25 protein-coding genes are annotated in these 25,376 nt (G+C 60.9%); 11 read left to right on the forward strand and 14 right to left on the reverse strand.

Going from position 1 to position 25,376, the window contains the following annotated elements; all coding sequences use genetic code 11:
* The first annotated feature begins 11 nt into the window (after positions 1-11).
* From EIY72_RS18555 to EIY72_RS18580, 6 genes are all read left to right on the forward strand, one after another.
* Positions 12-1,724, forward strand: a complete 1,713-nt coding sequence (locus EIY72_RS18555; protein ID WP_093223168.1) for a hypothetical protein — start codon at positions 12-14, stop codon at positions 1,722-1,724.
* Between the two features lies 1 nt (position 1,725).
* Positions 1,726-2,442 (forward strand): DUF3726 domain-containing protein, encoded by a 717-nt coding sequence (locus EIY72_RS18560; protein ID WP_093223170.1) that lies wholly within the window; start codon positions 1,726-1,728, stop codon positions 2,440-2,442.
* A 32-nt stretch (positions 2,443-2,474) separates the two neighbouring features.
* Positions 2,475-2,849, forward strand: coding sequence for a RidA family protein (locus tag EIY72_RS18565; protein ID WP_093223172.1), 375 nt, complete (start codon positions 2,475-2,477; stop codon positions 2,847-2,849).
* A gap of 156 nt (positions 2,850-3,005) precedes the next feature.
* Entirely contained in the window at positions 3,006-3,635 is a 630-nt protein-coding gene (locus EIY72_RS18570; RefSeq protein ID WP_093223174.1) for a hypothetical protein, read from the forward strand.
* Positions 3,636-3,654: 19 nt separating this feature from the next.
* A complete protein-coding gene (locus EIY72_RS18575; protein ID WP_093223176.1) occupies positions 3,655-4,263 on the forward strand; it encodes a helix-turn-helix transcriptional regulator in 609 nt (202 codons plus the stop codon).
* Positions 4,264-4,410: 147 nt separating this feature from the next.
* Positions 4,411-5,271 carry a CAP domain-containing protein gene (locus EIY72_RS18580; protein ID WP_093223178.1) on the forward strand — a complete coding sequence of 287 codons (861 nt, stop codon included), beginning with the start codon at positions 4,411-4,413 and terminating at the stop codon, positions 5,269-5,271.
* A 447-nt stretch (positions 5,272-5,718) separates the two neighbouring features.
* On the opposite strand, the gene EIY72_RS18585 is transcribed toward EIY72_RS18580, so the two are convergent.
* From EIY72_RS18585 to EIY72_RS18605, 5 genes are all read right to left on the reverse strand, one after another.
* The gene (locus EIY72_RS18585; RefSeq protein ID WP_093223180.1) at positions 5,719-6,345 is read right to left on the reverse strand and encodes a Vgb family protein; all 627 of its coding nucleotides are present in this window, start codon (positions 6,343-6,345) and stop codon (positions 5,719-5,721) included.
* A gap of 36 nt (positions 6,346-6,381) precedes the next feature.
* Positions 6,382-7,602 (reverse strand): helix-turn-helix domain-containing protein, encoded by a 1,221-nt coding sequence (locus EIY72_RS18590; RefSeq protein WP_093223182.1) that lies wholly within the window; start codon positions 7,600-7,602, stop codon positions 6,382-6,384.
* Positions 7,603-7,696: 94 nt separating this feature from the next.
* Positions 7,697-7,984 carry a hypothetical protein gene (locus EIY72_RS18595; protein WP_093223185.1) on the reverse strand — a complete coding sequence of 96 codons (288 nt, stop codon included), beginning with the start codon at positions 7,982-7,984 and terminating at the stop codon, positions 7,697-7,699.
* Positions 7,985-8,061: 77 nt separating this feature from the next.
* Entirely contained in the window at positions 8,062-9,426 is a 1,365-nt protein-coding gene (locus tag EIY72_RS18600) for an OprD family porin (protein ID WP_093223187.1), read from the reverse strand.
* Positions 9,427-9,699: 273 nt separating this feature from the next.
* Positions 9,700-10,134, reverse strand: a complete 435-nt coding sequence (locus tag EIY72_RS18605) for a GNAT family N-acetyltransferase (RefSeq protein ID WP_093223192.1) — start codon at positions 10,132-10,134, stop codon at positions 9,700-9,702.
* Between the two features lie 243 nt (positions 10,135-10,377).
* On the opposite strand from EIY72_RS18605, the gene EIY72_RS18610 reads away from it, so the two are divergent.
* A complete protein-coding gene (locus EIY72_RS18610) occupies positions 10,378-10,632 on the forward strand; it encodes a DUF2790 domain-containing protein (RefSeq protein WP_093223194.1) in 255 nt (84 codons plus the stop codon).
* Between the two features lie 52 nt (positions 10,633-10,684).
* Here the strand turns inward: EIY72_RS18610 and EIY72_RS18615 are convergent, their stop codons facing one another.
* From EIY72_RS18615 to EIY72_RS18635, 5 genes are all read right to left on the reverse strand, one after another.
* Positions 10,685-11,623 carry a LysR family transcriptional regulator gene (locus EIY72_RS18615; RefSeq protein ID WP_093223196.1) on the reverse strand — a complete coding sequence of 313 codons (939 nt, stop codon included), beginning with the start codon at positions 11,621-11,623 and terminating at the stop codon, positions 10,685-10,687.
* A gap of 64 nt (positions 11,624-11,687) precedes the next feature.
* Positions 11,688-12,638: an aldo/keto reductase gene (locus EIY72_RS18620; RefSeq protein WP_093223198.1), complete on the reverse strand. Its 951-nt coding sequence runs from the start codon at positions 12,636-12,638 to the stop codon at positions 11,688-11,690.
* 20 nt (positions 12,639-12,658) lie between these two features.
* Positions 12,659-14,137 carry an efflux transporter outer membrane subunit gene (locus EIY72_RS18625; protein WP_093223201.1) on the reverse strand — a complete coding sequence of 493 codons (1,479 nt, stop codon included), beginning with the start codon at positions 14,135-14,137 and terminating at the stop codon, positions 12,659-12,661.
* Positions 14,138-14,156: 19 nt separating this feature from the next.
* The gene (locus EIY72_RS18630; protein WP_093223203.1) at positions 14,157-15,647 is read right to left on the reverse strand and encodes a DHA2 family efflux MFS transporter permease subunit; all 1,491 of its coding nucleotides are present in this window, start codon (positions 15,645-15,647) and stop codon (positions 14,157-14,159) included.
* Positions 15,647-16,783, reverse strand: coding sequence for an HlyD family secretion protein (locus EIY72_RS18635; RefSeq protein WP_093223205.1), 1,137 nt, complete (start codon positions 16,781-16,783; stop codon positions 15,647-15,649). The genes EIY72_RS18630 and EIY72_RS18635 overlap by 1 nt, the downstream gene beginning before the upstream one ends.
* Positions 16,784-16,884: 101 nt before the next feature.
* Between EIY72_RS18635 and EIY72_RS18640 the strand changes: the two genes are divergently transcribed.
* Both EIY72_RS18640 and mug read left to right on the forward strand, forming a co-directional pair.
* On the forward strand, positions 16,885-17,511 hold the full coding sequence (locus EIY72_RS18640; protein ID WP_093223207.1) for a TetR/AcrR family transcriptional regulator: 627 nt from the start codon (positions 16,885-16,887) through the stop codon (positions 17,509-17,511).
* A gap of 7 nt (positions 17,512-17,518) precedes the next feature.
* Positions 17,519-18,070 (forward strand): G/U mismatch-specific DNA glycosylase, encoded by a 552-nt coding sequence (gene mug, locus EIY72_RS18645; RefSeq protein WP_093223209.1) that lies wholly within the window; start codon positions 17,519-17,521, stop codon positions 18,068-18,070.
* Between the two features lie 138 nt (positions 18,071-18,208).
* Here mug and EIY72_RS18650 read toward each other — a convergent pair whose 3' ends face one another.
* Entirely contained in the window at positions 18,209-19,255 is a 1,047-nt protein-coding gene (locus tag EIY72_RS18650; RefSeq protein ID WP_093223211.1) for a sterol desaturase family protein, read from the reverse strand.
* A gap of 173 nt (positions 19,256-19,428) precedes the next feature.
* Between EIY72_RS18650 and EIY72_RS18655 the strand changes: the two genes are divergently transcribed.
* Both EIY72_RS18655 and EIY72_RS18660 read left to right on the forward strand, forming a co-directional pair.
* A complete protein-coding gene (locus EIY72_RS18655) occupies positions 19,429-19,797 on the forward strand; it encodes a DUF3302 domain-containing protein (RefSeq protein ID WP_093223213.1) in 369 nt (122 codons plus the stop codon).
* A 3-nt stretch (positions 19,798-19,800) separates the two neighbouring features.
* Entirely contained in the window at positions 19,801-20,760 is a 960-nt protein-coding gene (locus EIY72_RS18660) for an HlyD family secretion protein (protein ID WP_093223215.1), read from the forward strand.
* Positions 20,761-20,782: 22 nt separating this feature from the next.
* Here EIY72_RS18660 and EIY72_RS18665 read toward each other — a convergent pair whose 3' ends face one another.
* From EIY72_RS18665 to EIY72_RS30215, 3 genes are all read right to left on the reverse strand, one after another.
* The gene (locus tag EIY72_RS18665) at positions 20,783-22,765 is read right to left on the reverse strand and encodes a methyl-accepting chemotaxis protein (RefSeq protein WP_093223217.1); all 1,983 of its coding nucleotides are present in this window, start codon (positions 22,763-22,765) and stop codon (positions 20,783-20,785) included.
* Between the two features lie 272 nt (positions 22,766-23,037).
* The gene (locus EIY72_RS18670; RefSeq protein WP_093223219.1) at positions 23,038-24,567 is read right to left on the reverse strand and encodes an MFS transporter; all 1,530 of its coding nucleotides are present in this window, start codon (positions 24,565-24,567) and stop codon (positions 23,038-23,040) included.
* A gap of 676 nt (positions 24,568-25,243) precedes the next feature.
* Positions 25,244-25,369: a hypothetical protein gene (locus tag EIY72_RS30215; protein ID WP_269457310.1), complete on the reverse strand. Its 126-nt coding sequence runs from the start codon at positions 25,367-25,369 to the stop codon at positions 25,244-25,246.
* Positions 25,370-25,376: the final 7 nt, after the last annotated feature.

The following is a 25,376-nucleotide window of genomic DNA, read 5'->3' on the forward strand; positions in this document are numbered from 1 at the left end:
GAATCACAACGATGTCGTACACCGACACAGACACGCTATCGGCCTTGCGCCCAGCCGGCACAGTCATGGACCTGGAACGGTTGGGCAGTCACTTCCAGAGCCGCTTGAGTTTCGTGCGCAGCAGCATGCGCCGCATGATGAATGAGCAGTGGCGCATTCAGCGCACGGTGTTCGATCTGGATGGCGAAGGTTTCGGCACCGCGATCTATCGCATCGACACCGCCAATGCCCATTATCACTGCGTGATTTTCTCGATGTACCTGCCGCCGGAAAAGCGCAGCGACCGGGTGATTGCCGATCAATGGGACGTCAGTTTCGTCCTGCTGGCCGGCGATGTTGATGAGGCGCAACTGACCGACCTCAAGCGCAATGTGCCCTTGCAGGAAGCCGGGCGTTTCGATGCGCGGGTGCTGGTGCTGTCGCGGGCCAACCGCAGCCTGCGCAACTTCGAACGTTTCCTCGGCGCGTTGGCTGAAGGCTGTCAACCGGACCCTCGGCAACTCGCCGAGGTTGGCTACCTGTATCGCACCACCGCGGTGTATGGCAACGGCAAGTTCGGCATCGCCGATTTCGATTGCCTGCAAGGCAACAGTGATTTCAGCCAGCCGTTCAGCGCGCAGATGTTCACCGTGTACCTGCTGCGCCATTTCAGCATCGAGCAGATCGAACACATGGCCCGGGCACGCAACCCGCAACGGGCGGTCGGCCTGGACGTCGAATTGCAACGTTACCTGGGGGTCGGTAACTCAACGGGACTGGGCATGGCGCCGTTCCTGATCAACCATCCGCAACTGGTCAACCAGTGGGTATGGGCGAGGGAAACGGCACTGGCGACCGTCCTCGCACAAGCGGCAGACCTGCCCCATGCACAGCGCTTCCAGGCATTGCTGCAACGGGCCCTCGTGCATCTGCAGCAAACCAGCACCGAAGATCAACGGCAAAGTGCAGTCGATCAACAGACCTTGAGGGATCTCGATCTGTTGACCGACTGGTTCGCTACACAATCGATCAGCGCGGACCTGTGGACGCGCCTGCAAGCCTGGACTGCATCGAACAGCGGCACGGGCTGTCAGGAGTTGCTGGTCAGTCTGCTGCTGGAGTTGTACCCCGAGCAGGTCGACCCGCTGGCGGGGCAGATGTCGGTCAACGAGGGCTTTCGGCTCAACGCCGAGATGCCGCTGGAGGACCTGTGCAAGCTGATCGAGACCGAGTACCGCTGGGCGCTCGACTACGACCTGCAGGATACCGAAGCCAACCATTTTTTCTGGTATCGCTCGGCGGAAAAGGAAGAGCCACGCCTGGGTGAACGCGCCATCGAGCCGGGTGCCGAAAAAGAGATGCAGCTGGGGATCGCGCACAACATCCAGCGTTGCTACCGCGCCCTGCTCGCCTATCGCGAACAGCACCCCCAACAACTGACAGCGCATTTCCTGCTCGCCCAGCCGTCATTCAAGGGCAGCGTTTGCCGCTTGCAGGGCATGGCCCGCTGCGCCTTTGGGGAAATCCGCGCCAACCTGATGGACCGCGGCATGCTGCCGATCCATCTGCTGCGCTGCAAACTGGCGTTCTTCGGTGCCGGCAAGTTCGATCCGAAGTCCAGCCGCTGGGTGCGCATCACCCTGTTCCAGGGCGCACCGCTGGTTCGCGAGATCGGCCAGCCTTTCACCGATGACTGGAATTTCGCGGTCATGCCCACCCTGGCCACCGCTGCTGGAGAGCTCTGATATGCGCGTTTCGTTCAATGAAATCCAGGTGATCTGCCGAAAGGCGTTCGAAGGTCTGGGTTTTGCCGCCGGTGACTGCGACGATGCCGCCGAAATGATTGCCCGCCTGCAACGGCAAGGACTCGACGGCATCGGTGCACTGAAAAAAGCCCTGGCCTTCCTCCACGACGAAATCGATCGGCCCATCGACACCTGCTACGAAGATGCCACGCAGTTGACCCTCGATGCCCATGGCCAAAGCGTCTTGCGCTGCGCCGCCCAAGCGGTGGAACTGGGTGTCAGCAAAGCCTTGCGCGGCGGCAGTGCGCTGATCCGCATCCGGCATTGCCACAACCGGATTCTGTTGCTGGGTTACCTGGCTCGCTGTGCCGGGCAAGGCCTGAATTTTTGCGTGTACTGGCGCGATGCACGTCAGGAACTGGTAGCCACGTTAAGTGCCGGACAAGCCGGCCCGTCGTTGCGGGTGTATGACCTGCCTCAACCGGCGCAAGGCGATGAGCAAAGCGTCAACGTGCTGATCTCGCAGCACTTCGCGCTGCTGCCGCGCCTGACCGCCGAGGACGCCACGGCAGCTCTCGTGCACCCATCCTCAGTGGTCAGCGAGTTGCAGGTTGACGATGAAGCCTGGGCGCGGCTGAAAAAACTCGGCGAGCAAGTGCTGGTGGAGAGCACCGAGGAATCACGCCGCCGAGGTGCCGGCGAAAGCAGCGACGCCTGATCATCCCTTCTTACCCGCTTCAGGAACCTTCGATGAAACACGCCATCAAGACTGACCTTTTTGCCTCGCGCGCGCCCCTGGAATGGGCGGTGGTGGGAAACGGTACGCTGTACACCGCGCAGATCCCCATCGACCGCCAGGGTCAGGTGGTCAGCGGCGGGATCGAGGCGCAAGCCCGACAAACCCTCGACAACCTGCGCCATACCCTTGAGGCCGCCAACAGTTCACTGGACGCAGTCACACAGGTGCTGATCTACGTCACCGATCGCAGTTACCTGGCGATCGTAAACGCGCTTTACACCGAGTATTTTCAGGCCCCCTACCCCAACCGCGCAGCGGTGGTTGTCGCCGGGCTGGCTCGGGAAGAGATGCTGGTGGAACTGGTGGTCTACGCCTGCATCGATTGAATCGACCGGGGGTCGTATTCGGCCCCTTGCCTTTGCTTACCCCGTGAACCGTATTGGCGATGACCATTAGTCAGGATCTTTTCCTGTGCCCAATAAAAACATATTTTTATGCCTATATTGATATTGTCACCGTTCCCACTGATTGAGGGTGCCGTCATGAATATCAAAACCTGGGCTTTGATCCTCTTCGCGCTATGTGCGCAACCGGCCTGGAGCCAGACTCCCCCCGCCTCACCCGCCGCCGTCGACAGTCCTGCATTCACCACTCGCCTCGCCCTGCGCGACCTGTGGGTCGAGCACGTTTTCTGGATCAGGACTTACGCGTTCGCCAATCAATCCGCCAACCCGCAGCAAGCCAAGGTTGCCGCCGACCAGGTGGTCGACAACGCCACAAAAATCGCCAACAGCATCGCCCCGCTCTATGGTCAGCCGGCAGCCGACCAGTTGCTCAAGCTGCTTGCCGGTCACTGGGGCGCGGTGAAACACTACAGCGACGCCACGGTCGCCAAAGACGCGAAGGGCAAGCAGGCTGCCGTCGCGGAACTGACCAGCAACGCCAAGGCGATTGCGGCGTTCCTGGCCGCTGCCAACCCTAATCTGCCGGAAGCGACCCTGGTCAATCTGCTCGCCGCCCACGGCGGTCATCACGTCGCGCAGATCGATGAGTTTGCCGCCCACGACTACGCCGGTGAAGCGCGCACCTGGGCGATGATGCGCACGCACATCCTGGCGTTGGCCGATGCCCTGACCGCGGCGCTGGTCAAGCAATTCCCGGACAAGTTCTGACGTCACCCGAGGGCACACCATGCTGGAAGGATTGGGCCGAACACAGCAGGACCTGCTCAATGCATTGCTGCACCACGCGGGCGGCATGAGCATTGACGAGTTGGCTGACCATCTGGCGGTCACGCGTACTGCCGTTCGCCAACACCTGGCGGCGCTGGAGCGGGACGGCCTGGTACTGCGCGGCGAGACCCGGCCGACGGGGCGTCGGCCGGAGCAGTTGTATCGGCTCACCGACCACGCCAGGGAACAGTTTCCTCGGCACTATCAATTGCTGGCCAGCGTACTGATCGACGAAGTGGCGGGGATCATCGGACCCGAGGCATTGCAAACGCTGATGCGCAGCATGGGACGGAAACTGGCCAAAGATCGCGAACAACACAGCGTCGACGAAGCGCGCATCGTGCAGCACATGAACCAGGCCGGCTACGAGGCCGAAGTGTTCTTCCGATCCAGTGGCGAGCCGGAAATCGTCGCGCACAACTGCGTGTTTCACCGACTCGCCGCCGCCCACCCGGTGGTCTGCGAACTGGACCTGGCGTTGATCGGCGAATTGGGCGGTGCTGAAGTCGAGCACGGTGAATGCATGGTCCGTGGCGGTCAGGTTTGTCGCTTCAAACTGCGCTCCTGACAGGCACCACCCTACCCTTCGTCGGACACCCGCGTTCCGACCCACAACTGGCTCACCGGCGTCGTGAACCTTGTTTGCAGACGCCAGTCATACCCGAGCGTTTTTCCACTCTCCTGTCTCCGTCCTCTTGTTCGGGTTACCCGTTCCATGCGCAAAATCGCCGTTGCCTTGCGTTTCACTTCGCTGTGCCTGTTCTCCCTGCTCCCCTTTGCCGCCACCTCTGCCCATGCCGACGCACAACGGCAACTGGTGGTGGCGATCAATGAATTTCGCGCCCACCCACAAGGCTGTACACCACGCCCGACGCAACGCCTGTCGCCACTGATGCTGAAATCCAGCCTGGCCTTGCCGGTCGGCTACGGTGGCGGGTTGCGGGACCGTTTGAAGGCATCCGGTTATCAGGCCGTGGCGGTGCGCTCCATTCGCGTGGTGGGTGCGCGGGATGCCGAGGACGCCTTCGATCTGCTTCAGGACGAACATTGCAGCGCCTTGCTCGACGCGCAATACGCTGATATCGGCGTCAGTCGCGCCGGGGATCAATGGCAAGTGGTGCTGGCGCGGCCGCTGCTCGACAGACAACTGAGCGATCCCCGCAGCAGCGGCCAGGCGCTGCTGGCACAGGTCAATGCCGCACGGGCCAAATCGCGGATGTGCGGTCACCAGCGCTTCGCTGCCGCACGGCCCTTGAGCTGGAGTACCGCGCTGAGTGCGGCGGCGCAAGGCCATAGCAAGGACATGGCTTACGGCAATTACTTTGCCCACCAGGACCCTGACGGCGAAATGCCTGCCGACCGTGCCCGGGCTGCCGGCTACCGTGGCCGGCAAATCGGCGAAAACATCGCCGCCGGGCAAGGCTCGCCGAGCAAAGCCATGGCCGGCTGGCTCGCCAGTCCCGGACACTGCGCCAACCTGATGAACCCGATGTTCACCCAGGTCGGCGCCGCCTACGCCACCGATGCCCGCAGCGACGAGGGCGTTTACTGGACCATGCTGTTCGGCGCACCGTGACGGGAAAAAACCCAGGCAATTAAAAGCCCGCACAAGGCGGGCTTAGCGAGTGAATGTTAGTAGGTGGCCGGTGCTGGTCTCCGGCTTACAAGGTTTATCAGGCCTCCCACACCAGAGCATGAAACTTGTAATGGTGCTCTCGTGCTTCACACGGCATAAGGGCTGGATCTCAGCGCGGAGATCTTTCTAACCGTGTACCCTTCGGAACGCGCCCCACGTCTCCTTGCTATCCTTTTGCGCATCAGTCTGCGTCTTCACCTACAGGTTTGAGGATAGCAAAACGGAGCGCTTTGCCAACCGTGCGGTTAGACCGATTGGGACCAGCAGAAACGCGGGCTGGAAGGGAAAAAACTAAAGCGTTTTGCCGCTATTGGGGCCCATGTGTTTATCCCCCCCGAATCCCCTGTAGGAGCGAGCTCGCTCCTACAGGTTTTATCGTGTTTGAGCTTATGCAGGCCGGCGCACCAACCTCACCTTACCGCTGCCGCCACCGCCGCAGAAGAAACGTTCGCCGCCGTCGGACTCCAGCCCCGAGACGCCGACACCTTCAGGCATCGTCAGGCTTTGCAGCACTTCACCGGATTGCGGGTCGATGCGTCGCAGCTCGCTTTCGTCGCCCTCCCAGGTGCCATGCCACAGTGCACCGTCGACCCAGGTCACGCCCGTGACGAAGCGGTTGGACTCCAGGGTGCGCAAAATCTTGCCGTTCTCGGGGTCGATCTGGTGGATCTTGCGTTCGCGGTATTGCCCCACCCATAACGAGCCTTCGGCCCAGCTCATGCCTGAATCGGCACCGCCACCCGGGGCCGGGATCGACGAGAGAATGGCGCCGGTCCGTGGGTCGATCTTGTGGATGCGGTCCTCGGCGATCTGGAACAGGTACCGGCCGTCGAACGCGGTGCCGGCATTGGCGGCGACATCGAACGATTGCAGGACCTTGCCGCTGTCCGGGTCCAGGGCGCTGAGCTGGGCGTTGGTGGCAAACCAGACCTTTTCACCGTCCCATGTGACACCGCACACGTGGTCGGCAAACGGGCCGTATTCACGAATGATTTCAGCAGTTGCGTGTTTCATCCTGGCATTCCTCAACTAGGGGTTGGTGGAGCCATCCTAATCACCCGGCAGCGGCATCGGGAGTAACAAGGTCGTCGCGAAACCGGGCACCGGTGGCGTGATCCAGCGGCGAGCGCGGCCACTTCCCAGCGATTGCACCTTGCCCTGTGCCGCCAGCGCATCAAGTGCCCGCTGCACCGTGCGCTGATGAATACCCAGCGCCAGGGCCAGGGCCGAGCTCGACCAGGCTTCGCCGTCGGCGAGGCAGGCGAACAGGGCGGCGAATTTTTCTTCGACCGGTTGCGCCAGTGCCACCACGTCCGGGCACGCTTGAGTTTGCAAGGCAAATCCACGCGCCGTGGCGGTGACGCTCGCCAAGGGTTTGAGTGCCGCACGCAGTCGGCCGATTTCAACGCGGAGTCGGGCGCGATGGGATTCATCGCTGAGCTTCAGGCGGAATGCCCGGGCGATCAGCGACTCTCGGGCAACGTCCGCCGGCCAGGCTTCGGCCAACACCATCGCCAAAGTGAACAGGACCGGACGCGAGGCTAGCGAAATCGACATACCGCAACCACGCACCACGTAGCGACAACCATCCACCACCAGGGAGGTCGAATCCAGCAAGGCCTCGACGTCCTCCAGCCGCAAGGGTCGCTCTTCGCCTCCCCCAATCAAGCGCGCCGCCGGGGCATCGAGCAGCCGGGTGGCGTGTTCGACTTCGGCCATCAGAGCCGGTATCCGCGCCTGATTCGCAGCCTGTGTCGCCCGGTTCAACGCCGCTCGCGCAGCGCTCGATTGCAATTGTCGAATGGCGATGCCGGCGAGCAGCAGTTCGTGGGTGGCACGCAAAGCCGGCGGTAGCGGTTCGGGATCGAGTGCCGCGAGGATCTGCTGGGCCTGGTCGAGTTGCCCGAGCAGCAGCAATCGACGGATTTGCAGATACCGCCCATGGGCGGCATTGAGTCGGTCACCATGAGCCTCAAGGGTGATGCGCGCCGCTTCAAGGGCCTTGATCGGCCAGCCAAGTTCTCGAGAGGCCAGGGCGATTTCTGCCTCGGCCACCACACAACGGGCACGGGATAACGCTTCTCTTGTGCCAAAGGCACGTTGTGCACTTTTCACCAGCGTCCTGGCGCGTACCAGATCACCCAGTTGCGCCATGGCGATGCCACGCAGGGCCAGCGCCGGTGCGTCATTACGCAGGGCCACGCGGTTGAGTGCCCCCAGCGGATCACCCACCGCCAATGCCTGCGCTGCCGCCGCGATCATCGAATCCATCGAAAACCTGCCACCCGCGCCACTCCCGTTGTTGGATATCCCGGTTTAGTCCAGTTTCCCCGTGTTCACCAGAATACGCGCAAGCCAACGCCTGTTACGGGGTGCAGAGAAAGACATCTGCCAGGCGATCCACCAGCGCCGGCTTGGTGTGCGAGACCCAGCGCCGAGTGGCCCACTCCTGCCATTCCTCGGCGCGGTCCAGGGTGTAACGCGGCACGAAGTCGCCGAGAAACAGCCCGAGGTTGTGCAGGGTGATGTCGTGACCGGCGCTTGCCATCTGCTCCAGCAGGTCCTGAAGCGCCACTTCGAATTCGGGGGGCCAGCACTGGTCGGCCAACACCCGTTCGACGGTGGGGTGTCGATGAAGGCTGAGAGAACCCATGGCGAAACTCCTGTCGTGTTGGCCGATCAACTTGGGGCGTTGACCGCGCAAAGCAGTCAACGACCGATATGCCGAGCTTACAGCAACGGCAGGCTGTAGCTGACGATCAAGCGGTTTTCATCCAGATCGCTGCTGGCATTGCCGCGCAAGCTTGCGTTACGCCAGGAAAACCCCAGGCCCTTGAGCGGGCCGCTTTGCAGCGCATAGTCGATGCGCAGGTCGCGCTCCCACTCCTTGCGATCACCGGCAGCCGAGTCGATGTTGTCGCCGCTGAGGTAGGTGACCACGGTTTTCAGGCCCGGTACCCCCATTGCCACGAAGTCATAAGCGTACTCGGCCAGCCAGGTGCGTTCGCCGGCGGCGAGGAACTTGCCGATCTGGCGGTCGGTGATCAGATACGCGGTCGCGCCGTCGCCCTGATTGAGGAACGGAAATGCGCTATCGCCCGACACCTGCTGATAACCCGCGCTGAGGGCGTGACCGCTCAAGCTGTAGGTGAACATGGCGCTCCAGGTGTTGTTGTCGACTTCGCCGGCATGGCTGTCGCCCGCGCGCCAGAAACCGCTGCTCTTGTAGCCTTCGGCGCGGCCGGCGGTGCTGCCGTTCTTGCCATCGGAGCGGCTGTTGAAATAGCGCAGGTCGGTTTTCAGGTTGCCGGGGCCGATGGCCAGGGTATGGATCAGGCCAAGGAAGTGCTGTTGGTAAAAGTCTTCGAGGCTGCCGTAGTAGTACTGCGCGGTGAGGTCTTTGCTGATCTTGTAGTCACCACCGGCGAAGACAAACTTGTCGGAATCGGCCAGCGGCGTGCTCGCCGGGGTGCCGTTGGGTCGAGTCGCACCGGCGATGCGCAGGTCGATATCGTCGGTGGAGCTGCGGGTCTTGGTGCTTTCCAACTGACCGCCGATCAGGGTCAGGCCGTCGATCTCGTTCGAGGTGATCTGGCCACCTTCAAAGGTTTGTGGCAACAGGCGCCCGTCGTTGAAATTGACCACCGGCAACTTGGGCTGCAGGGTGCCCAAACGCGCTTCGGTCTTGGAGATGCGCACCTTGCCGGTCACGCCACCCTTTGAGTACTCATCGACGGCATGCCCGTCGCTGTCCACCGGAAACAGCGCCCCGGGCGTGCGGTCGATACCGGCCTTGCCGACCCGGCCACCGCTGTCCAGGTTCAAACCCGTCATGGCAATGGCGTCCAGACCAAAACCGACAGTGCCCTGGGTGAAACCGGACACCACGTTGAGTTGCAGCCCTTGCCCCCACTCCTTGGCCTGGCTGGTGTAGGCAGCATTGCCGACGCGGTCCTGGCTCTCGCGGTTGTCGGAATTGAAATAGAAATTGCGCAGGTTCAGCGTGGCCTTGCTGTCTTCGATAAAACCGGCGGCGATGGCCTGGTGGGCCAGGCCACCGAGGGTGATGGCCAAGGCCAGAGGTTGCAGCTTCATTGTGTTGACTCCATTGCGGGGGCTTTTGTTTTTTTTGTGTCCTTGGACCTGGATCCCCTGTGACGCCGTGTTCGGCCCCATCGCTGTATATTTTTTTATATAGCGATGGGCGAAACGAAAACTGGATATGCAGCACCCTGCACACCCGCTCGAAACAGGTTGGTCGGCGCGCATATTTCTGGAAGCTGACTTTTAAGTCAATATATTTCAGAGAATGGAAATTCGTGTACGAACAAGGTTTATCGAGAAAACGGCTCTGGAAGCCCTGCTCCTTCAGGCATTCGGATGGCCAGAACGGGTCAACGAATAGCGGTCGATGTCCTCCCTGAGTTGCCAGCCCTGCCCTTGCCAGTAACGGGCAGCCGCCGCATTGGTCTTGAACACATCGAGATGGCACTTGAAGATGCCCTGGGCTTCCAGGCTCGACAGGCAGCGCTCAACCAACGCCCCGGCAATGCCCTGCCGACGATAGTCAGGCAGCACAATCAGGTGCTGCAGATAGCCGCGGCGCCCGTCGTGCCCGCACATCACGCAAGCGCACAGCACCTCGTTATCTTCAGCCACAAAACTCATGTCGGGATTGCGCGCCAGGTACCGTGCCGTCGCTTCGCGGGAGTCGGCATCGCGCAGCGAGATGCCCGGTGTGCGCTGCATCAGGTCAATCACTGCCGGGTAATCGTCCATCGTCATGACACGGATCGTGATCATTGCATCGAGCCTTCCAGAGAGTTTTGTCGGCCACCGAGCCTGTCAGCAAGACATGACGAAATAGCGTCTGCAACGCCGCATTCCTGCGTAATCCGGCAACAGTGTTTGTCGATTTGGCCGATTTTTGCCGACTGCCGATGCGCCTAACATCGCCTCTACCCGATGAGCAAAAAGCCAACGCAACACCCGGCTCCTGCGGGCAACCTCCTTGAAGCACCACGTTCAGACCACACGGTGAACATCATGAAACTTGCAGGCATAACACTCTTGCTGGCGTTCGGCACCCTGGGCACACAGGCATTCGCACAGGGCAGCGACGCAACAGTCGTAGAGACCTACACCTACGACTCGACACTCGATATTGCCAAGGTCATCGCGGTCTCGGACATTGCCGATGAATGCGGCCCGGTCCCGGCGCAAATGACCTATGAAGACTCCCATGGCCAACGCCACATTCTTCAATATCAGGTGATGGGCAGCGGTTGCTCCAACGGTTGATGACCGTGCAGACGATGGAGGGTCGACACTCCATGCGCGCTGCCCTGGCGAGTCAGTTTTTTATCGAGGCACCGACGACTTTCTCGTCCGCTTCCAGCACACCCGGAATGGCCGTTTTCAAAAACTCCACCCAGGTCTTTATTTTCGCATCGACGAACTTGCGCGACGGATAGATCGCAAACATGTTCAAGGCCTCCAGACGATAATCCGGCAACACCCGCACCAGTGTCCCCGCCCTCAGGCCTTCCACCGCCGATGCAATCGGCTGGATACCGATCCCCATCCCGTTCCTGATCGCCACGGTCATCGCGTCCGCGGTATTGACGTGAAAAGGCGACAACGGCGTCTCGACTGCTTCTATGCCGCTGGGCCCTTCGAATACCCAATGCTCGACCGGCATCACCGTGTTGACGATTTTCAGGCAGTCATGCTCCAGCAGCGCGGCCGGAGAAATCGGCATCCCGCGTCTGGCCACGTAGGTCGGCGAGGCACACAGGATGCTGTAGGTGATGCCCAGGCGCTGGGCGACAAAACCTGAATCGGGCAGGTCCCGCGCCAGCACGATCGACATGTCATAGCCCTCCTCCAGCAGATCCGGCAGGCGGTTGGTCACGGTCAGGTCGAACATCACCGTAGGGTGAATCTCCCGGTAACGGGCGATGGCATCGATCACGTAATGATTGCCGATGGCCGACATCGCATGAATTTTCAATCGCCCCGCCGGCATGACCTGGGCCGTTCCCGCTTCCTCATCGGCCTCGCGTATTTCTTCGAGGATGCGTTCGCAGCGTTGCAAATAGCGCGTGCCCGCTTCGGTCAGGGCCAGGCGGCGCGTGGTGCGATTGATCAGGCGGGTTTGCAAGCGCGCCTCGAGGCTGGTCACTGCCTTGGAAACGTTGGTGGTCGTGGTGTTGAGCAGCGCAGCTGCGGCCGTGAAACTTCCGCTTTGGGCAACGGCGGAGAAATAACGCAGGGTCTGTAGAACATCCATCGATGTTGCCTCAAGGGATCGATAAAAAGGCGACCCTGCACAGGATCGCCTTCGTGAAAGCGGCTTACGGTTTGCGTGCAATGAACCCCGGCACACCGGTTTCCACCACCGAATTGAAGCGCACGCGGGTGGTGATCTCCTCGCGAATTTCCACCATGGCCCGAACCGGCAAGGTCGAAATATCGAAGTTCTCGCGGATATGCCCCACTGAAGTCGAGGTGGTCAGGAACGCCGCACCACGCTGCACCGACCAGGCCAGCGCCACCTGCGCCGGGGTTTTCTGCACACGCTGGGCAATACCGGAGAGCACCGCATCCTCCAGCACATTCGGCGTCATGCCATGCCCGAGCGGGGCGAAGGCCAGGAGGATAATGCCATGGGCCCTGCAGAACTCCAGCAGCTCCCATTCGGGCAGATAAGGGTGGGATTCTACCTGCACCACGGCCGGTTTTATCCGTGCCTCGGCGACTAATTCCTGCAACGCCGGCAAGGTGATGTCCGACAGGCCGATCGAACGCGCCCGGCCTTCATCCACCAGACGTTCAAGCGCCCGCCAGGTCTCGATCAGGGTCACGCCGGCATCGTAGAGTACTTCACCCTGGGCGTTGCGCGGGTCCTGATTGTCACCGGGTTCAAAGGCGAAAGGCGTGTGGATCAGGTAGCAATCGATGTAGTCCGTTTGCAGGCGCCGGCAACTGGCTTCGAATGCCGGAGCGACACGTTCAGGACGGTGGTTGGTGTTCCACAGTTTGGTGGTGATGAACAGTTCTTCGCGGCGAACCTTGCCGGACGCGATCGCCTCCGCGATGGCCACTCCGACCTTGTCCTCATTGCGATAACGCTCGGCGCAATCGAAGTGACGAAAGCCCGCCTGCAGCGCGTGCCCGACCGCCTGAGTGGTGAGATCAAGGTCGCGGAACAAGGTGCCGAATCCCGCCGCCGGCATCCGCCCCGTTCCATGGTTGAGCGCGAATCGGCTGTCGCGCAGGGCATCGTGAAACGCTTCATAGGACATGTTTTCTACTCCAGTGCGGGCTATTGAAACGAAGGGTTCTGTGCAACGCGTGAGACCAGTCTTTGCTCGGCAACCCCGACGGAATTTCCGCCCAGGGCGAGATACAACTGCACGGTGTCGAGGTACTGCGCAGTCCTGGCGCGGATGTGCCCCAGCAGCGCCTGCTGGTAGGCACGCTGCGCCTCCAGGACCTGCAGCAGGCTGTTCTCGCCCTGGGCGTAGGCTTGCCGGTTCAGTTGCAAACTGATGTCGGCCGAGTGCAAGGCATCTGCCTGCGCCTGGCTTTGTTCCGCGTCGTGATTGAGTGCCTGCAAACTGTCCGCGACCTGCCCGAACGCGCTGATGACGGTTTGCCGATACAGCGCGAGCGTGGCGTCGTAGCCGTCCTGCGCCCCCTGCTGCTCAGCCCTGAGTTTGCCGCCGTCAAACACTGGCCCGGCGATCCCCGCGGCGAATCCCCAAAGCGTCGCGCCGCCATTGCCGGAAGCCGCCTGCGCCAGTGACGCGGACAAGCTGACATGGGGATAGAGATTGGCCGTCGCCACGCCCACGGCGGCGCTGGCCATGTGCAGTTGCGCTTCGGCTTGCAGCACGTCCGGGCGGTCGTGGGCCATCCCCGAGGGCAGGCTCACGGGGATCTGGCTCGGCAGGAAGAATTCGTTCATTTCGAAGGCCGGTGCGACCCAGTCCGCCGGGCCGTTACCGGTCAGAATCGACAGGGCATGACGCGCGGCATCACGCTGCTGCGCCAGCGGTGGCAACAAGGTGCGGTCCTGAGCCAGGCGCGATTCGGCCAGCGATACGTCAATCTGCGTGGTGCTGCCGTTGAGATGGGCCATGCGCACCAGTTCGAGGTTCTGCGCGTCATCGGCCAGCAAGGCTTCCACGGCCTGCATCTGCGCACTGGCGGAGGCCACCAGCAGCGCCTGACTGGCCACATTGCCGGTCAGCGTCAGGTACGCCGCTTCGTAACGATGCTGCTGCAACTCGGTAAGGGCCTGCTGCTGTTCCACCAGCCGCTTGTTGCCACCGAATACATCCAGATCGAAGCCGACCCGTGGGCCGATCGCATAGACATTGACGATGCTCGGTGCCTTGGCGTTGTGTACTTTTTCTCGACCGGCCACAGCGGCGAAATCCACTTGCGGATACAAAGCCCCCTCGGCCGCCGCGACGGAGGACGCCGCCTGGCGAATCGTCGCGTCCGCTGCTGTCAGCTCAAGGTTGCCCGCAATGGCGCGACGCACGACCTGATCCAGCCGGGGCGAATGGAACGCCGTCCACCAATCACCGCTGAGCTTTTTACCCATCAGGATGGGCGAAGCATCCCCCTGCCCCAGACGCTGCTCGGCCTGCGGGTCGTAGTGCTGCGAGTGGCCTCGCCCGGGCGCTTGAAAGTCGGGACCGACGGTGCAGGCCGACAGCAGCATCAACGTCGACAGCCAGACGGATTTCTGCAGACGAGCAGCAGTGTTGATGACGAGTGCATCAGGTTTCATTGGGCAGACTCCACGAACATCAGTTGGTCGCAACGGGCTTGCGAAGGAACAGCACCAGCGGACTGACCACCAGCATCACCATCAGCAAAATCTTGAACTGGCCGATCACCCCGATAAAAGCGGCCTGGCCGGTGATCATTTCGTTGAGGCCAGCCAGCACTTGCGTGGGCGCACTGGTCAGTGACCGGCTCGCCTCGCGATACGCCGTCAGGTTGCCGGCCAGAGCCGTGTGCATCGCCTGGGTGTTGTTGAAGAACCACCACTGCACAATCGCCACGCCCAGGGTGCTGCCGTAGACACGCGCCAGGTTGAACAGCCCGGTGCCTTCCACGCGCAGCGCAGGGTCGAGGGTGCTGAACGCGGTCTTGCTCAGCGCGGGCATCAGGATGCCGAGCCCGGCGCCTTGAATGGCGCCAGCCACGGCGACAGGCCAGGCATCCATCAGCGGTGAGTAGCCGAGCATCAGCCAGTTGGCATAAATCACCCATGCGACACCGCCCGCCACGAACAGCCGACGATCGAAGCGTTCCGGCACGCGGCCCATCAGCAGGAAAGCACCGACCAGGCCCACGCCGCGTGGAATGGTCAACGCCCCTGTGGTGTCCGGTGGATAACCGAGAATTTCGTCGAGCATCGGCGAGGTCAGCGCCATGGTCGACAGCAACACAAAACCGAGAGCGAAAAACATCAGGGAGGACAACACGAAGTTGCGATCCCTGAGCAAAGCCTTGCTGAGGAAATGCACTTTGCTCGTCAGCACATGCACGCCGAACAGGTACAGGCCCAGCGCACTGGCCAGTGCCTCGATGCAGATTTCCCTTGAGGCGAACCAGTCCAGCCGCGGCCCACGATCAAGCAGCATTTGCAGGCCGATCAGGCCCAGCGTGAAGGTCGCAAAACCGAAGAAATCAAACCCTGGAGCGGGTCCGGGTTTTTTGCGTTCAAGCAGCAACGTGATGACGAGGAAGATGTAAGCCGTCAGTGGAATGCTGCTGTAGAAGATGGTCCGCCAGTCGAAATGCTCGGCGATCAAGCCGCCAATGCCCGGACCGCTGACAATGCCGAACAGCACGATGGCGGTCCAGGTTGCACCGAACTTCACGCGGCGTTGCAGCGGCAAGGTGTCCATGGCAATGGCCATCGACAGCGGCGCCAATACGCCGCTCGCCGCCCCTTGCAGGAGGCGTGCACCCACAAATTCCAGCGGCGTCGTTGCCACCGTGGCCAGCAGCAGACCGAGGGCAAATACTGCGAGCGATATCTGGTACACCCGCTTCAAGCCATAACGAGCGGCCAACCACTGGGCGATCGGCAAGGTGATCGCACTGGCGGCCAGGTAGGCAGTGAAGATCCAGCCAGCCTGGTCGTCACTCATCGACAGGCTGCCCTGAATATGCCGCAGCACCGCGTTGGGCAACGGCAGGTTGGCCGACTGCATGTAGGTCGCCAGCAAGGCGGCAAAGCGCAGTGAACCCGCACAATCTGGGCCTGTATCCGCCGGGGTGCTCATCAGAAATTACCTGCGGTCAACAAAGCTTTGAGCGGATGCCACCACGGCGTCTTGAACTGGGTATCGACGCGAACCGTGACGCTGGTGCCGGAGTACAGCGGCAGCGCCGGATCGAGTTCATCCAGCTCCAGGCGCACCGGTACGCGCTGGGTCACCTTGACCCAATTGCCGGTCGCGTTCTCCGGTGGCAAAAGGGCGAAGTCCGAACCGGAACCCGGGCTCATGCTGGTGATGTGAGCCTTGAACACCCGGTCCGGGTAGGTGTCGATGCGAATGGTCGCGGTTTGGCCCGCGCGCATGTGCGTGACCTCGGTTTCGCGGAAATTGGCCTCGATCCAGATCTCGCGATCGGAGAGCAACGCAAAAGCCGGCGCACCATTGTTCACGTAGTTGCCGACCTGCAGGTCATCGACCCTGGCGACGATGCCGTCGGCCGGCGCATACACGGTCGCATAGGACAGATACAGCCGGGCTTCGTCGAGCTGCGCCCGCGCCTCGCGCACCGCCGGATGGCTGTCGACATCAATGCTCGGGTTGCCGTTGAGGGCGACCACGGTGCTGGCGATCTGTTGCTCTATGCCTGCGATCCGTTGCCGGGACACTTTGAGGTCAGTGTCGGCGCGTTCGAACAAGGAGCGCGAAACGAATTCCGAGGCCACCAGCGCTTTCTTGCGGGCGAAGTCCTTCTGATCAAAATCAGCCGACTCCCTGGCCGATTGCAATTCAGCCTGCTGCTGGTGGTAGCCGGCCTTGAGCCCGTCGATGCGCAACCGCGTCACACTGAGCTGGGCTTCTGCGCGGTCGACGGCGATCTGCAAGGGCCTGGGGTCGATGCGGAACAACACCTGCCCCTTGCGCACTGGCTGATTGTCCTGGACGGCAATCTCCACCACCTGCCCGGAAATTCGCGCATTGATCGAAGCTTTCGCCACCCGCGCGTAGGCGTTGTCGGTCGAGACAAACGCCTGGCCCGCGACGTGATAGCCGTAACCGGCAATGGCCGCCAGCAGCGGCACAGCGACCATCAACCACGGCCGCAGGGTTTCCCGCAGGGGCTTTTTAACCGGCGCATCGGGGTGGTTTGGCCCTGGATGCTCAAGGGCCGGCGAAGCGGGAATATCGAACGGTCTGGTCATGATCGAGAACACCTTCAGCGCGAAAATTGGGGGCTGCGTATTTTTGTGCGATGATGTAAGAATATCCATCAACCCCTCCCTGCTCAAGGATTTTGTACGACATGGCACAAAATAAACCGACAGAGGGTAAAGGACGCGGCCGTCCGCGCGCCTACGACCCGCAAACAGCGCTGCAGCAAGCACTCGGGGTGTTCTGGAGCACCGGCTACTCCGGCGCATCACTGGACAGCATCGCCAGCGCGGCCGGCATGAATCGCCCCAGCCTCTACGCGGCATTCGGTGACAAGCACGCGCTCTACATCAAGGCGCTGGAGCAGTATTGGGAGGTTGCTGCGGCCTCCATGCACGAGGCGCTGACAAATCTGCAGCTGCCGCTCAACGACGCGCTGATGCGTTTCTACGAGGGACAGTTGTCGATCTATTTTTCCGGCGACGGCCAGCCACGCGGCTGCTTCGCCATTGGCACGGCGACCACCGAAGCGGTGGAAGACGCTGAGATTCGTGAAGTGTTGTCGGATCGCCTGAGCCGGCTCGATGCCGACCTGCAAACGCGCCTGCAAGTGGCCATTGACGCTGGAGAACTGAGCAACGACGCCGACGCTGCCGCCCTGGCGGTGCTCGCCTCCTCGCTGCTGCACAGCATTTCGATTCGAGCACGAGCGGGCAAATCCCGAGATGAGTTGACCACCCTGGCCGGCAATGCGGTCAAGGTGATCTGCAATCAGTGAGGTTCAGATGAGTGCGGGACTGGAAGACATTCTGGGTGAGCGGCTGGCGGTGATCTTTTGCGGGATCAATCCCGGCTTGATGGCCGCCGCCCAGGGCCACCACTTTGCCGGGCACAGCAACCGCTTCTGGCGCACGCTGCATTTGTCCGGGTTTACCCCAGAGCAAGTGGCGGCGGAAAACGACCGGACCCTCCTGCAATATCGCTGCGGCTTGACCGCCGTGGTCGAGCGCCCCACGGCCCGCGCCGATCAGCTGTCAAAACAGGAATTCGCGGCCGCCGCGAACAGCTTCGAGGAGAAAATCAGCCGCCATGCCCCGCGCTTCGTGGCTTTTCTCGGCAAGGCCGCCTATGCCGCATTGAGCGGCCGGCGGGACATCGCCTGGGGCCTGCAAACGAGCACTTTTGCCGGCACAACGGCGTGGGTCCTGCCCAACCCCAGCGGCAGAAACCGGGCATTCAGCCTTGATCAACTGGTGGCGGCCTACGCTGCGCTGCATCTGGCCGCCAAGCCCTGGCTTACGCCGGAGGAATGGTCGCGAGAATCCCGATCAGGATAGTCAGCACCAGAAAACCACCGAGGAAAATCGACATCTTGGCCATAGGGCCTCCCACATGAGAAAGGTGCGGTACAGATTCGCCGGGCGTTACCAGGATCGCTGCACCGATGACCTATTGTCGGCCTATGACTGCAACCATTACAGACGCAGATTGCGTTGAAAAATACGGATCAGATGTGATCGAGCCGGGCGCCCACTGACAAAAAGCTTGCGCCCCAGATCGACAAAGGGCGTGAAGATCAGCCCGTGCAACGTCAGATAACGCTCGTGATCCGCCTCCCCCGTGCCGAACCGAATCGCCTCGGGCCTTGCAGGCGTGAGGTAGAGCGTGCCGAACAGCCAGTCCCACAACGACAGGTTGATGCCGAAGTTGCGGTCGAAATGCCGGGGCGCGTCGCTGTGGTGAATCTGATGCTGCGCTGGACTGCTCAGCACGCGCTCGAGCAGCGGCCCGAACGACAGCCAGACATGGCTGTGCCGCAGGTTCGAGGCCAGGCCATTGAAGATGAACACCACGTAAGTCACGCCGAACAGCGTGTAGCGGCTGACTTCCCCGCCGCAGAGGTACCAGAACACCCCGGCAAAGGCGCCGACACACAGCAGATCAGTCAGCTTCTCGGCAATTTCCTCAAGAAAATGCACGCGACTGGCGGTGGCCGGCACCAGCACGGGCGCCGAGTGATGGACCTTGTGGAACATCCACAAATAACGCGAATGAAAGGCGCGGTGCAGCCAGTAATGGGCGAAGTCCTTGACCAGAAACACCCCAAGCCCGAACAGCAGCGACAGCACGAGATGCTCCTGCACCTGGGTGCGCGCGCCCCACAGGTTTTCGAAGAAGGCCAGGTAATCCCCTGAACGCATCACGTAGGGATCGACCAGTGCGACAACGGGTACCACCAGCGTCGCCTTGAGAATGGCGAGCACAAAGTAATAGCGGTAATCGAGCAGCGCCGAACGATGAAAGTAAACCCGGGCGCCACCGATGAACTGGCCGAACGACTGCGCCTCGGTCAACCCCCGGGCTTTTCTGAAGCGAAACAGAGCGTAAGCGACGCTGTAGGAGATGAACAGGAAAGCCACGCAAAGGCGGCCGTTCAAATCGAAGAGACCGAGGAATTGCCGGGTAACCGGATCGATCACCCAAGCCGACAAGTAGTGGTGAACAGCGTCGAGAACATCCATGGCGGCTGTACGGCGAGAAAGATTGCGCATTGTAAATGAGAATGAATTCCTTGTGCATCGGCCAAATGCAGGTTTCATCTTCAAAACTTCGCCAGCCGCTTGGCAGGGCAAACCTCTCGTCAATCAGTGACTACACTCACGCGAGCACATCATCGGATTCAAGAGGGGCAATCATGCTTGATTACTTCGCGTTGGGCCTGCTGGTCTTTGTCGGGCTCGTCCTGTTCTACGGGATCATCCTGCTTCACGACATTCCCTACGAAATCGCCGTCCACCGTAACCACCCCCATCAGGATGCGATCCACGCCACCGGCTGGGTCAGCCTGTTCACCCTGCATGCGCTGTGGCCATTTCTGTGGATCTGGGCGATGGCCTATCGAGAGGATCGCGGCTGGGGCTTTGGCGATGGTCATTCACCGAAAAGCCACATCATCCATCTGGAACAACAGATGGCCGAACTGCAAGGTCGCGTCGATCGCCTGGAGGCCGCGAGCGGCAGGACACCCACCTTACCCACGGACACTCACGGCGGGGGCCTGTAAGCCATGGATCTCTTACTCATCCTGACCTATGCCTCGCTCTGCGTTGCCATCTTCAAGATCTTTCGCATTCCGTTGAACAAATGGACGGTGCCGACCGCCGTGCTGGGGGGCATCCTGATCATCGGTGCGCTGATCTTCACGATGAACTACAACCACCCCTACTCCGAAGTGGCACGCACCTACTTCGTGTCAGTGCCGGTCATTCCGGTGGTCAGCGGCCAAGTCATCGACGTGCCGGTGCAGGGCAACGAACCGCTGAAAAAAGGTGATGTGCTGTTTCGCATCGATCCGACGCCCTTCGAATACAAGGTGAAATCCCTCAAGGCGCAACTGATTGCTGCCCAGGGTGATCGTGCGCGGATCACCGAGTTGATGAAGCGCAATTTCGGCACCCAACGGGAACTGGATGTCGCCGTCGCGCGCAGCGATGACCTGACGGCGCAATTGGCCAACGCCCAATACGAACTCGACAACACCACGGTGCGCGCACCGAGTTCCGGCTTCGTCACCCACGTGTCATTGCGTCCGGGGATGATGGCGACCCGCTTGCCGTTGCGTCCGTCGATGGTGTTCATCCCCGACGAAGGCCATTACTTTGCCGCGTGGATGCGCCAGAACAGCCTGCTGCGCCTGACCGAGGGCGACGAGGCCGAAGTCGCCTTCGACGGCATTCCCGGCAAGGTCTTCGAAGGCAAGGTCAAGAACGTGATCGGGGTGATTGCCGAAGGACAGGTCCAGCCCTCGGGCACCCTCATCGGCTTCACCGGCTCGCCGCCACCGGGCCGGGTGCCGGTGATCATTGAAATCACCGACCCCGACTACGCCCAGTACGCCAGCCAGATGCCCGGCGGCGCCTATGGCCAGGCCGCGCTGTACAGCCAGCACTTCCACCACATTGCGATGATGCGCAAGATCCTCCTGCGCATGGCCGCATGGATGAACTACATCTTCCCGTTCCACTGATGCGCTGACGCCGGCAACTGCCTCAATCCCTGAATTGAGTCAGTTGCCGGTTCAACGACCCGGCCTGATCCCGCAGCTGTACCGATTGATCGAGCAGGCTGCGAATCGCCTGGTCGTTCTGCTCCGAGATGCGGCTGACGCCCTGGATCGCCACCGACAATTGCTCCCCCGTTGCCGCCTGGCTTTGGGTCTGGCGCGCCACTTCGCTGATGCGTGTGAGGATGTCCTGGGCATGCTGGCGGATCTGGTCGACACCCTGGGCCGAGGTGGTCAATTGCACCACACCCTGCCGCACGGCTTCGCCAACCTGCTGCACGTTGGCGACGGTGTTGCGCACATCCGAACCGATGGCGCCGATCATCTCGCCGATTTCTCCGGTCGAACGGCTGGTGCGCTCGGCCAGTTGCCGCACTTCGTCGGCCACCACCGCAAAACCGCGACCCTGCTGCCCTGCCCGTGCGGCCTCAATGGCTGCGTTGAGGGCTAGCAGGTTGGTCTGGTCGGCGATGCTGCGGATGACGGCGATGATCCCGGCAATCTGCTGCGAACGTTTCTCCAGATCGCCCACGGCGCCGGCGACCACGTCCATGGTCTGGTCGATATGGTTGATGTCGGCCAGGGTCTGACTCATGTCGCCGGAGATGTGCGTGGTCAGCATTTCGGTGTTGCGTGCCAGTTGCTCGACGTCCTCGGCCTGCTGCGACATCTCGGTGACCGAGTGCGCCAGGGCGGTGACGCCGCTGGCCATTTCCTCGGTGGCGGTGTGCTGCGAGGTGGCACGCTCGGCCACTGCCGCGGTGGTATCGCCCAGGTGCGTGGAAATCTGCATCAGCGTTGAGCTGCTCTGGCGAATCGAGCCCACCAGATTGCCCAGGCGCTGGATGAACTGGTTGAACGCCCCGGCCAGCTTGCCGGTTTCATCGCCGCTGCGTTGTTCGAAGCGCAGGCCCAGCTCGCCTTCCCAGGCCTGGATGCCAGTGGTCAGGCCAGACAGCGGACGAATCTGCCAACCGAGTAATTGCCAGAGCACGATCGCCAGTACCAGCAAAGCCACCAGGCCAATGATCACCGCCGTATAGAGAAACTGATTGATCCCGGCCATGGCCTCGGCCAACGGGTAGGCCACCATCAGCGCCCAACTGTTCGGCGCCTTGCCGATGTGCACCGGTTGCAGCACGTAGCCCCAGCCATCGCGCTGGAAGTGGTACGGCTGGCCGGCCTTGATCGCGCTGCGGGCTTCGGCGGGCAGATCGTCCGCCGGCTGAGCCAGGCGCTTGGCATCGGGATGACTGGCGTACAGGCCGTCGCTGGAGACCAGCGCGCCGTAACCTTTATAGGCGTCGATCTTCGCCAGTTGCCGGTTGATGTTTTCCAGCGGGATATCGACACCGGCCACGCCCATGGCTTTGCCGGCCTGCAACAGCGGCACCATGATCGACACCAGCATGACTTTCTGACCGTTGCCGGTGCTGTAGACATAAGGCTCGGTCGCCCACGGCTGACGCGAATGCAGCGGTCGATAGTAATACTGGTTATCGGCGTTTTCCGGCACGTAGCCGCTCAATGCCTCGGCCTTCACCGAACCGCTCGAACGGTTCCAGTAGGTCAGGTAGCGGCCAGTGGCATCGTGGTTCGGCTGGTTGACGAAATCGCTGTCCTTGCCGTCGAAGGCATTGGGCTCCCAGTACTGTCCCACGCCGAGCAGATTCGGGTTGGCCTCCAGCAACTGGCGGGTCATGGCATCGGCCGCCGGGCGCTCGACATGCTGTTGCTGCATCGCCGTCGCCACGCTGGCCAGCGACTCGGCCACGGTAAAACCACTGCCCAGTTCTGTTTCGACCTCGCGGGCATTGGCCTTGACGACCGTTTCGACCAGGGTGGAGGTATCTTTGACCGAATTGCCATAGGCGATATAGGCAATGGAGCCGAGCAACAGCGCCATGACGACGACGGTACCGATCAGCGCGGTCCAGAACAATTTGAAGTGTAAAGAGCGGTTAGACATGAACGTTCTCTAGTGGGCAGGCGTCAGCCAGAGCGCCCGACTAGGGTAAATACAGCTCCGCCGACTGGTTCGATACAATTGATATTGTTATGCCACTATCTAGAGATGCACCGCAAGGGTGCAATGTGACGCAATGCCGAATCAGCGCAAAAAATCCTTTGCAGGAGCTCGCTCCGGGTGGCGTTCCGGCGATGGTGGTGTGTCAGGCAATGAAGATGTTGCGAGTGTCGGCCCCATCGCTCGCATGCCAGCTACAGTGCCCCGATGGTGCTTCAGCGACTTTCAACTGGATCCGCAGAACTTCGCTCTCGCAAATAGCAGTATGTAACTAGCGCAAACAGCACAATGAGCCCAGTCACAATGATGCTTGTAGTCATTACACCTTCGATGAATGCAATGTTCGCTTGCTCCTGTATCCGCATCACCACTCCCTCCGACAGGGACTCACTGACTGCGTGAGCCCCTCCCAACGTACCAACTGCGGTCACTATATTTTCGGGAGTGCCCGCAGGAATTACCAAGGACAATCGATACAGCGCCGCCACTGCCCCTCCGATCAACGTGGTACCCAACACAACGCCAATCTCATAAGCCGTCTCACTGACGGATGACGCACTACCAACACTCTCGGCTGGCACCGAGGCCAATACAAGGTCGTTAGACACGGTGGTGATGGCAGCAATGCTGGCGTTGAGCATTACGAAAGCCACACCCACGACCAGTGCAGTAGGCTCAACCAGCGCCATCATCGCAAAGGCCGCAGCAGCCAGCAGCAGACAACCTGAGATGACCCTGTTCGGTGCATGTTTTTGTGCCAACGGCACGATGGCAAAGCCGGCGACAATCGCCAATACCTGCCCTGGCACCAATATCAAGGCAGCCAGCAACGGGGATAATCCAAAAACCAACTGCAGTAACTGGGTGGCGAAGAAAATGAAACCGACCAACAAGCCCAGGCTCACGAGATTTGTCGCAACGGACACACTAAAAGTAGACGAGACGAACAACCTGAGGTCCAACAGTGGGTGTTCCAGCTTTAACTGGCGCCGGACAAAGACTATGCCCAGCAATATTCCAGACAGTACCCAGATCAAAACCTGACGGTCAAAGCCAACCGTGGCCAGATGCTTGAGACCCAGCATCACACCCGTCATGGCACCAAGGCTCAACAAGATGCTCAGGTAATCGATTGATCTGGCCAGCTGCCTTGGCGATTCGGTGATCGTCGACGCAAAGAGCAACACGGGCAGCAGGAACGGCAAAGCAATCAAAAAAACCGATTGCCAGCTGAAATACTGCAACAGCACACCGCCCAACAATGGCCCCAAGGCCGACCCGATAGTCAGGCAAGTTGCCCAAACCGCCACTGCCAGGCGGCGCTCCTCTCGTTCCTCAAATGCAGTGCGAATCAGAGCCAGGGTAGCGGGCAAAATCATTGCACCGAAACAACCCAACAGCACACGCCCCGCAATCAGATGCCACGCGTGCTGAGAAAACACCACACCCACAGACACCACTGCGAAACCCATACATCCCAAACAAAGCATGCGTCGATGACCAAAGCGGTCTCCGGAGCTGCCCATACTCACCAGCAACCCGGCGAGCACCAGAGAATAGGCATCGATCATCCACAGCTGCTCGGCGGCAGACGGGTTCAGCGCGGCCGCGATTCGTGGCATAGCGAAATTGAGAATCGTGTTATCGATGGTCACCAGCAGGACCGGTAGCATGATCACCAACAAGGCTGCACACTTCGAACGATCCTGGATAATGGAAATAAGGGGGGCTGCCGATCCTTGCATCAGTCGCTTTTCCTTGATTGGCTCAGTGTTTTGAAGAGCTTACGGTAGCGTTTCCGACGGAAGAGAAAAACATCAACCGAATTCAACCCTGTTTCGCAGCACAATAGTTTTTAGAGCGCCTCCCGAAACTCATGTCTCAAGCCTTAACTCTACTTAACAAAACTCTTCACCTAGCGTCGGATGTCAAACCAATCAACAACAAAGACGCATCTCACATTTAAAAAATAATGATCTGAAGGAGTTTTCTCACACTCCACCTCGATTTCACTTACCCACTGACGACCGTGATCTCTGGTAGCTCGCCATCGGCGGCCACTTTGAACAATTCGGCTTATGAAGGACCTTTCCACCAAACTTCCTCACCTGAGCAACCGACTACTGCGGACCGGAACGAAGCTGACCGAAGCTGCACATCTGATGACCCAAGTGGTTCGGGCGACTTTTTTCCCACGATTTCAATATCGTTGAAACCTGTGCCGGCCTTATCCACGATGACGGCGCACCAGTCGGTAAATTCGGCGCCTTCCACGCTGCCATCGCGGGCATGTTTGCTCCCACAGTTGCTACGTCCAGGGTGGGTCGCGGGGGGAGAACATTCAGGTAGTGAGCAGGCAGATCATTCGCACCCTTGCGGTGCTGAGGTTATCGAGGCTGAGCTAACGCTATCGCCGCAGCCTTATAGAATCCATTTGAGCAAAACGTGGGAAGCAATCCACGGCGACGCCTGGGCCACGCCCCATTGCAGCAGGACGCAGGCAGTCAGGTACGCTGCAAAGAATTTGATCATCGTCTGCTTCGCCATCGCGTTC

Origin of the sequence: Pseudomonas vancouverensis (assembly GCF_004348895.1) — a bacterium.
Classification (GTDB): domain Bacteria; phylum Pseudomonadota; class Gammaproteobacteria; order Pseudomonadales; family Pseudomonadaceae; genus Aquipseudomonas; species Aquipseudomonas vancouverensis.

Coding starts and splice junctions, on each gene's coding strand:
- EIY72_RS18565 (WP_093223172.1), top strand. CDS start 2,475: ATGAAACACGCCATCAAGACTGACCTTTTTGCCTCGCGCGCGCCCCTG.
- EIY72_RS18555 (WP_093223168.1), top strand. CDS start 12: ATGTCGTACACCGACACAGACACGCTATCGGCCTTGCGCCCAGCCGGC.
- EIY72_RS18625 (WP_093223201.1), bottom strand. CDS start 14,137: ATGAAACCTGATGCACTCGTCATCAACACTGCTGCTCGTCTGCAGAAA.
- EIY72_RS18560 (WP_093223170.1), top strand. CDS start 1,726: ATGCGCGTTTCGTTCAATGAAATCCAGGTGATCTGCCGAAAGGCGTTC.
- EIY72_RS18640 (WP_093223207.1), top strand. CDS start 16,885: ATGGCACAAAATAAACCGACAGAGGGTAAAGGACGCGGCCGTCCGCGC.
- EIY72_RS18635 (WP_093223205.1), bottom strand. CDS start 16,783: ATGACCAGACCGTTCGATATTCCCGCTTCGCCGGCCCTTGAGCATCCA.
- EIY72_RS18605 (WP_093223192.1), bottom strand. CDS start 10,134: ATGATCACGATCCGTGTCATGACGATGGACGATTACCCGGCAGTGATT.
- EIY72_RS18580 (WP_093223178.1), top strand. CDS start 4,411: ATGCGCAAAATCGCCGTTGCCTTGCGTTTCACTTCGCTGTGCCTGTTC.
- EIY72_RS18655 (WP_093223213.1), top strand. CDS start 19,429: ATGCTTGATTACTTCGCGTTGGGCCTGCTGGTCTTTGTCGGGCTCGTC.
- EIY72_RS18665 (WP_093223217.1), bottom strand. CDS start 22,765: ATGTCTAACCGCTCTTTACACTTCAAATTGTTCTGGACCGCGCTGATC.
- mug (WP_093223209.1), top strand. CDS start 17,519: ATGAGTGCGGGACTGGAAGACATTCTGGGTGAGCGGCTGGCGGTGATC.
- EIY72_RS18650 (WP_093223211.1), bottom strand. CDS start 19,255: ATGGATGTTCTCGACGCTGTTCACCACTACTTGTCGGCTTGGGTGATC.
- EIY72_RS18575 (WP_093223176.1), top strand. CDS start 3,655: ATGCTGGAAGGATTGGGCCGAACACAGCAGGACCTGCTCAATGCATTG.
- EIY72_RS18600 (WP_093223187.1), bottom strand. CDS start 9,426: ATGAAGCTGCAACCTCTGGCCTTGGCCATCACCCTCGGTGGCCTGGCC.
- EIY72_RS18630 (WP_093223203.1), bottom strand. CDS start 15,647: ATGAGCACCCCGGCGGATACAGGCCCAGATTGTGCGGGTTCACTGCGC.
- EIY72_RS18620 (WP_093223198.1), bottom strand. CDS start 12,638: ATGTCCTATGAAGCGTTTCACGATGCCCTGCGCGACAGCCGATTCGCG.
- EIY72_RS18570 (WP_093223174.1), top strand. CDS start 3,006: ATGAATATCAAAACCTGGGCTTTGATCCTCTTCGCGCTATGTGCGCAA.
- EIY72_RS18660 (WP_093223215.1), top strand. CDS start 19,801: ATGGATCTCTTACTCATCCTGACCTATGCCTCGCTCTGCGTTGCCATC.
- EIY72_RS18670 (WP_093223219.1), bottom strand. CDS start 24,567: ATGCAAGGATCGGCAGCCCCCCTTATTTCCATTATCCAGGATCGTTCG.
- EIY72_RS18615 (WP_093223196.1), bottom strand. CDS start 11,623: ATGGATGTTCTACAGACCCTGCGTTATTTCTCCGCCGTTGCCCAAAGC.
- EIY72_RS30215 (WP_269457310.1), bottom strand. CDS start 25,369: ATGGCGAAGCAGACGATGATCAAATTCTTTGCAGCGTACCTGACTGCC.
- EIY72_RS18595 (WP_093223185.1), bottom strand. CDS start 7,984: ATGGGTTCTCTCAGCCTTCATCGACACCCCACCGTCGAACGGGTGTTG.
- EIY72_RS18585 (WP_093223180.1), bottom strand. CDS start 6,345: ATGAAACACGCAACTGCTGAAATCATTCGTGAATACGGCCCGTTTGCC.
- EIY72_RS18610 (WP_093223194.1), top strand. CDS start 10,378: ATGAAACTTGCAGGCATAACACTCTTGCTGGCGTTCGGCACCCTGGGC.
- EIY72_RS18590 (WP_093223182.1), bottom strand. CDS start 7,602: ATGGATTCGATGATCGCGGCGGCAGCGCAGGCATTGGCGGTGGGTGAT.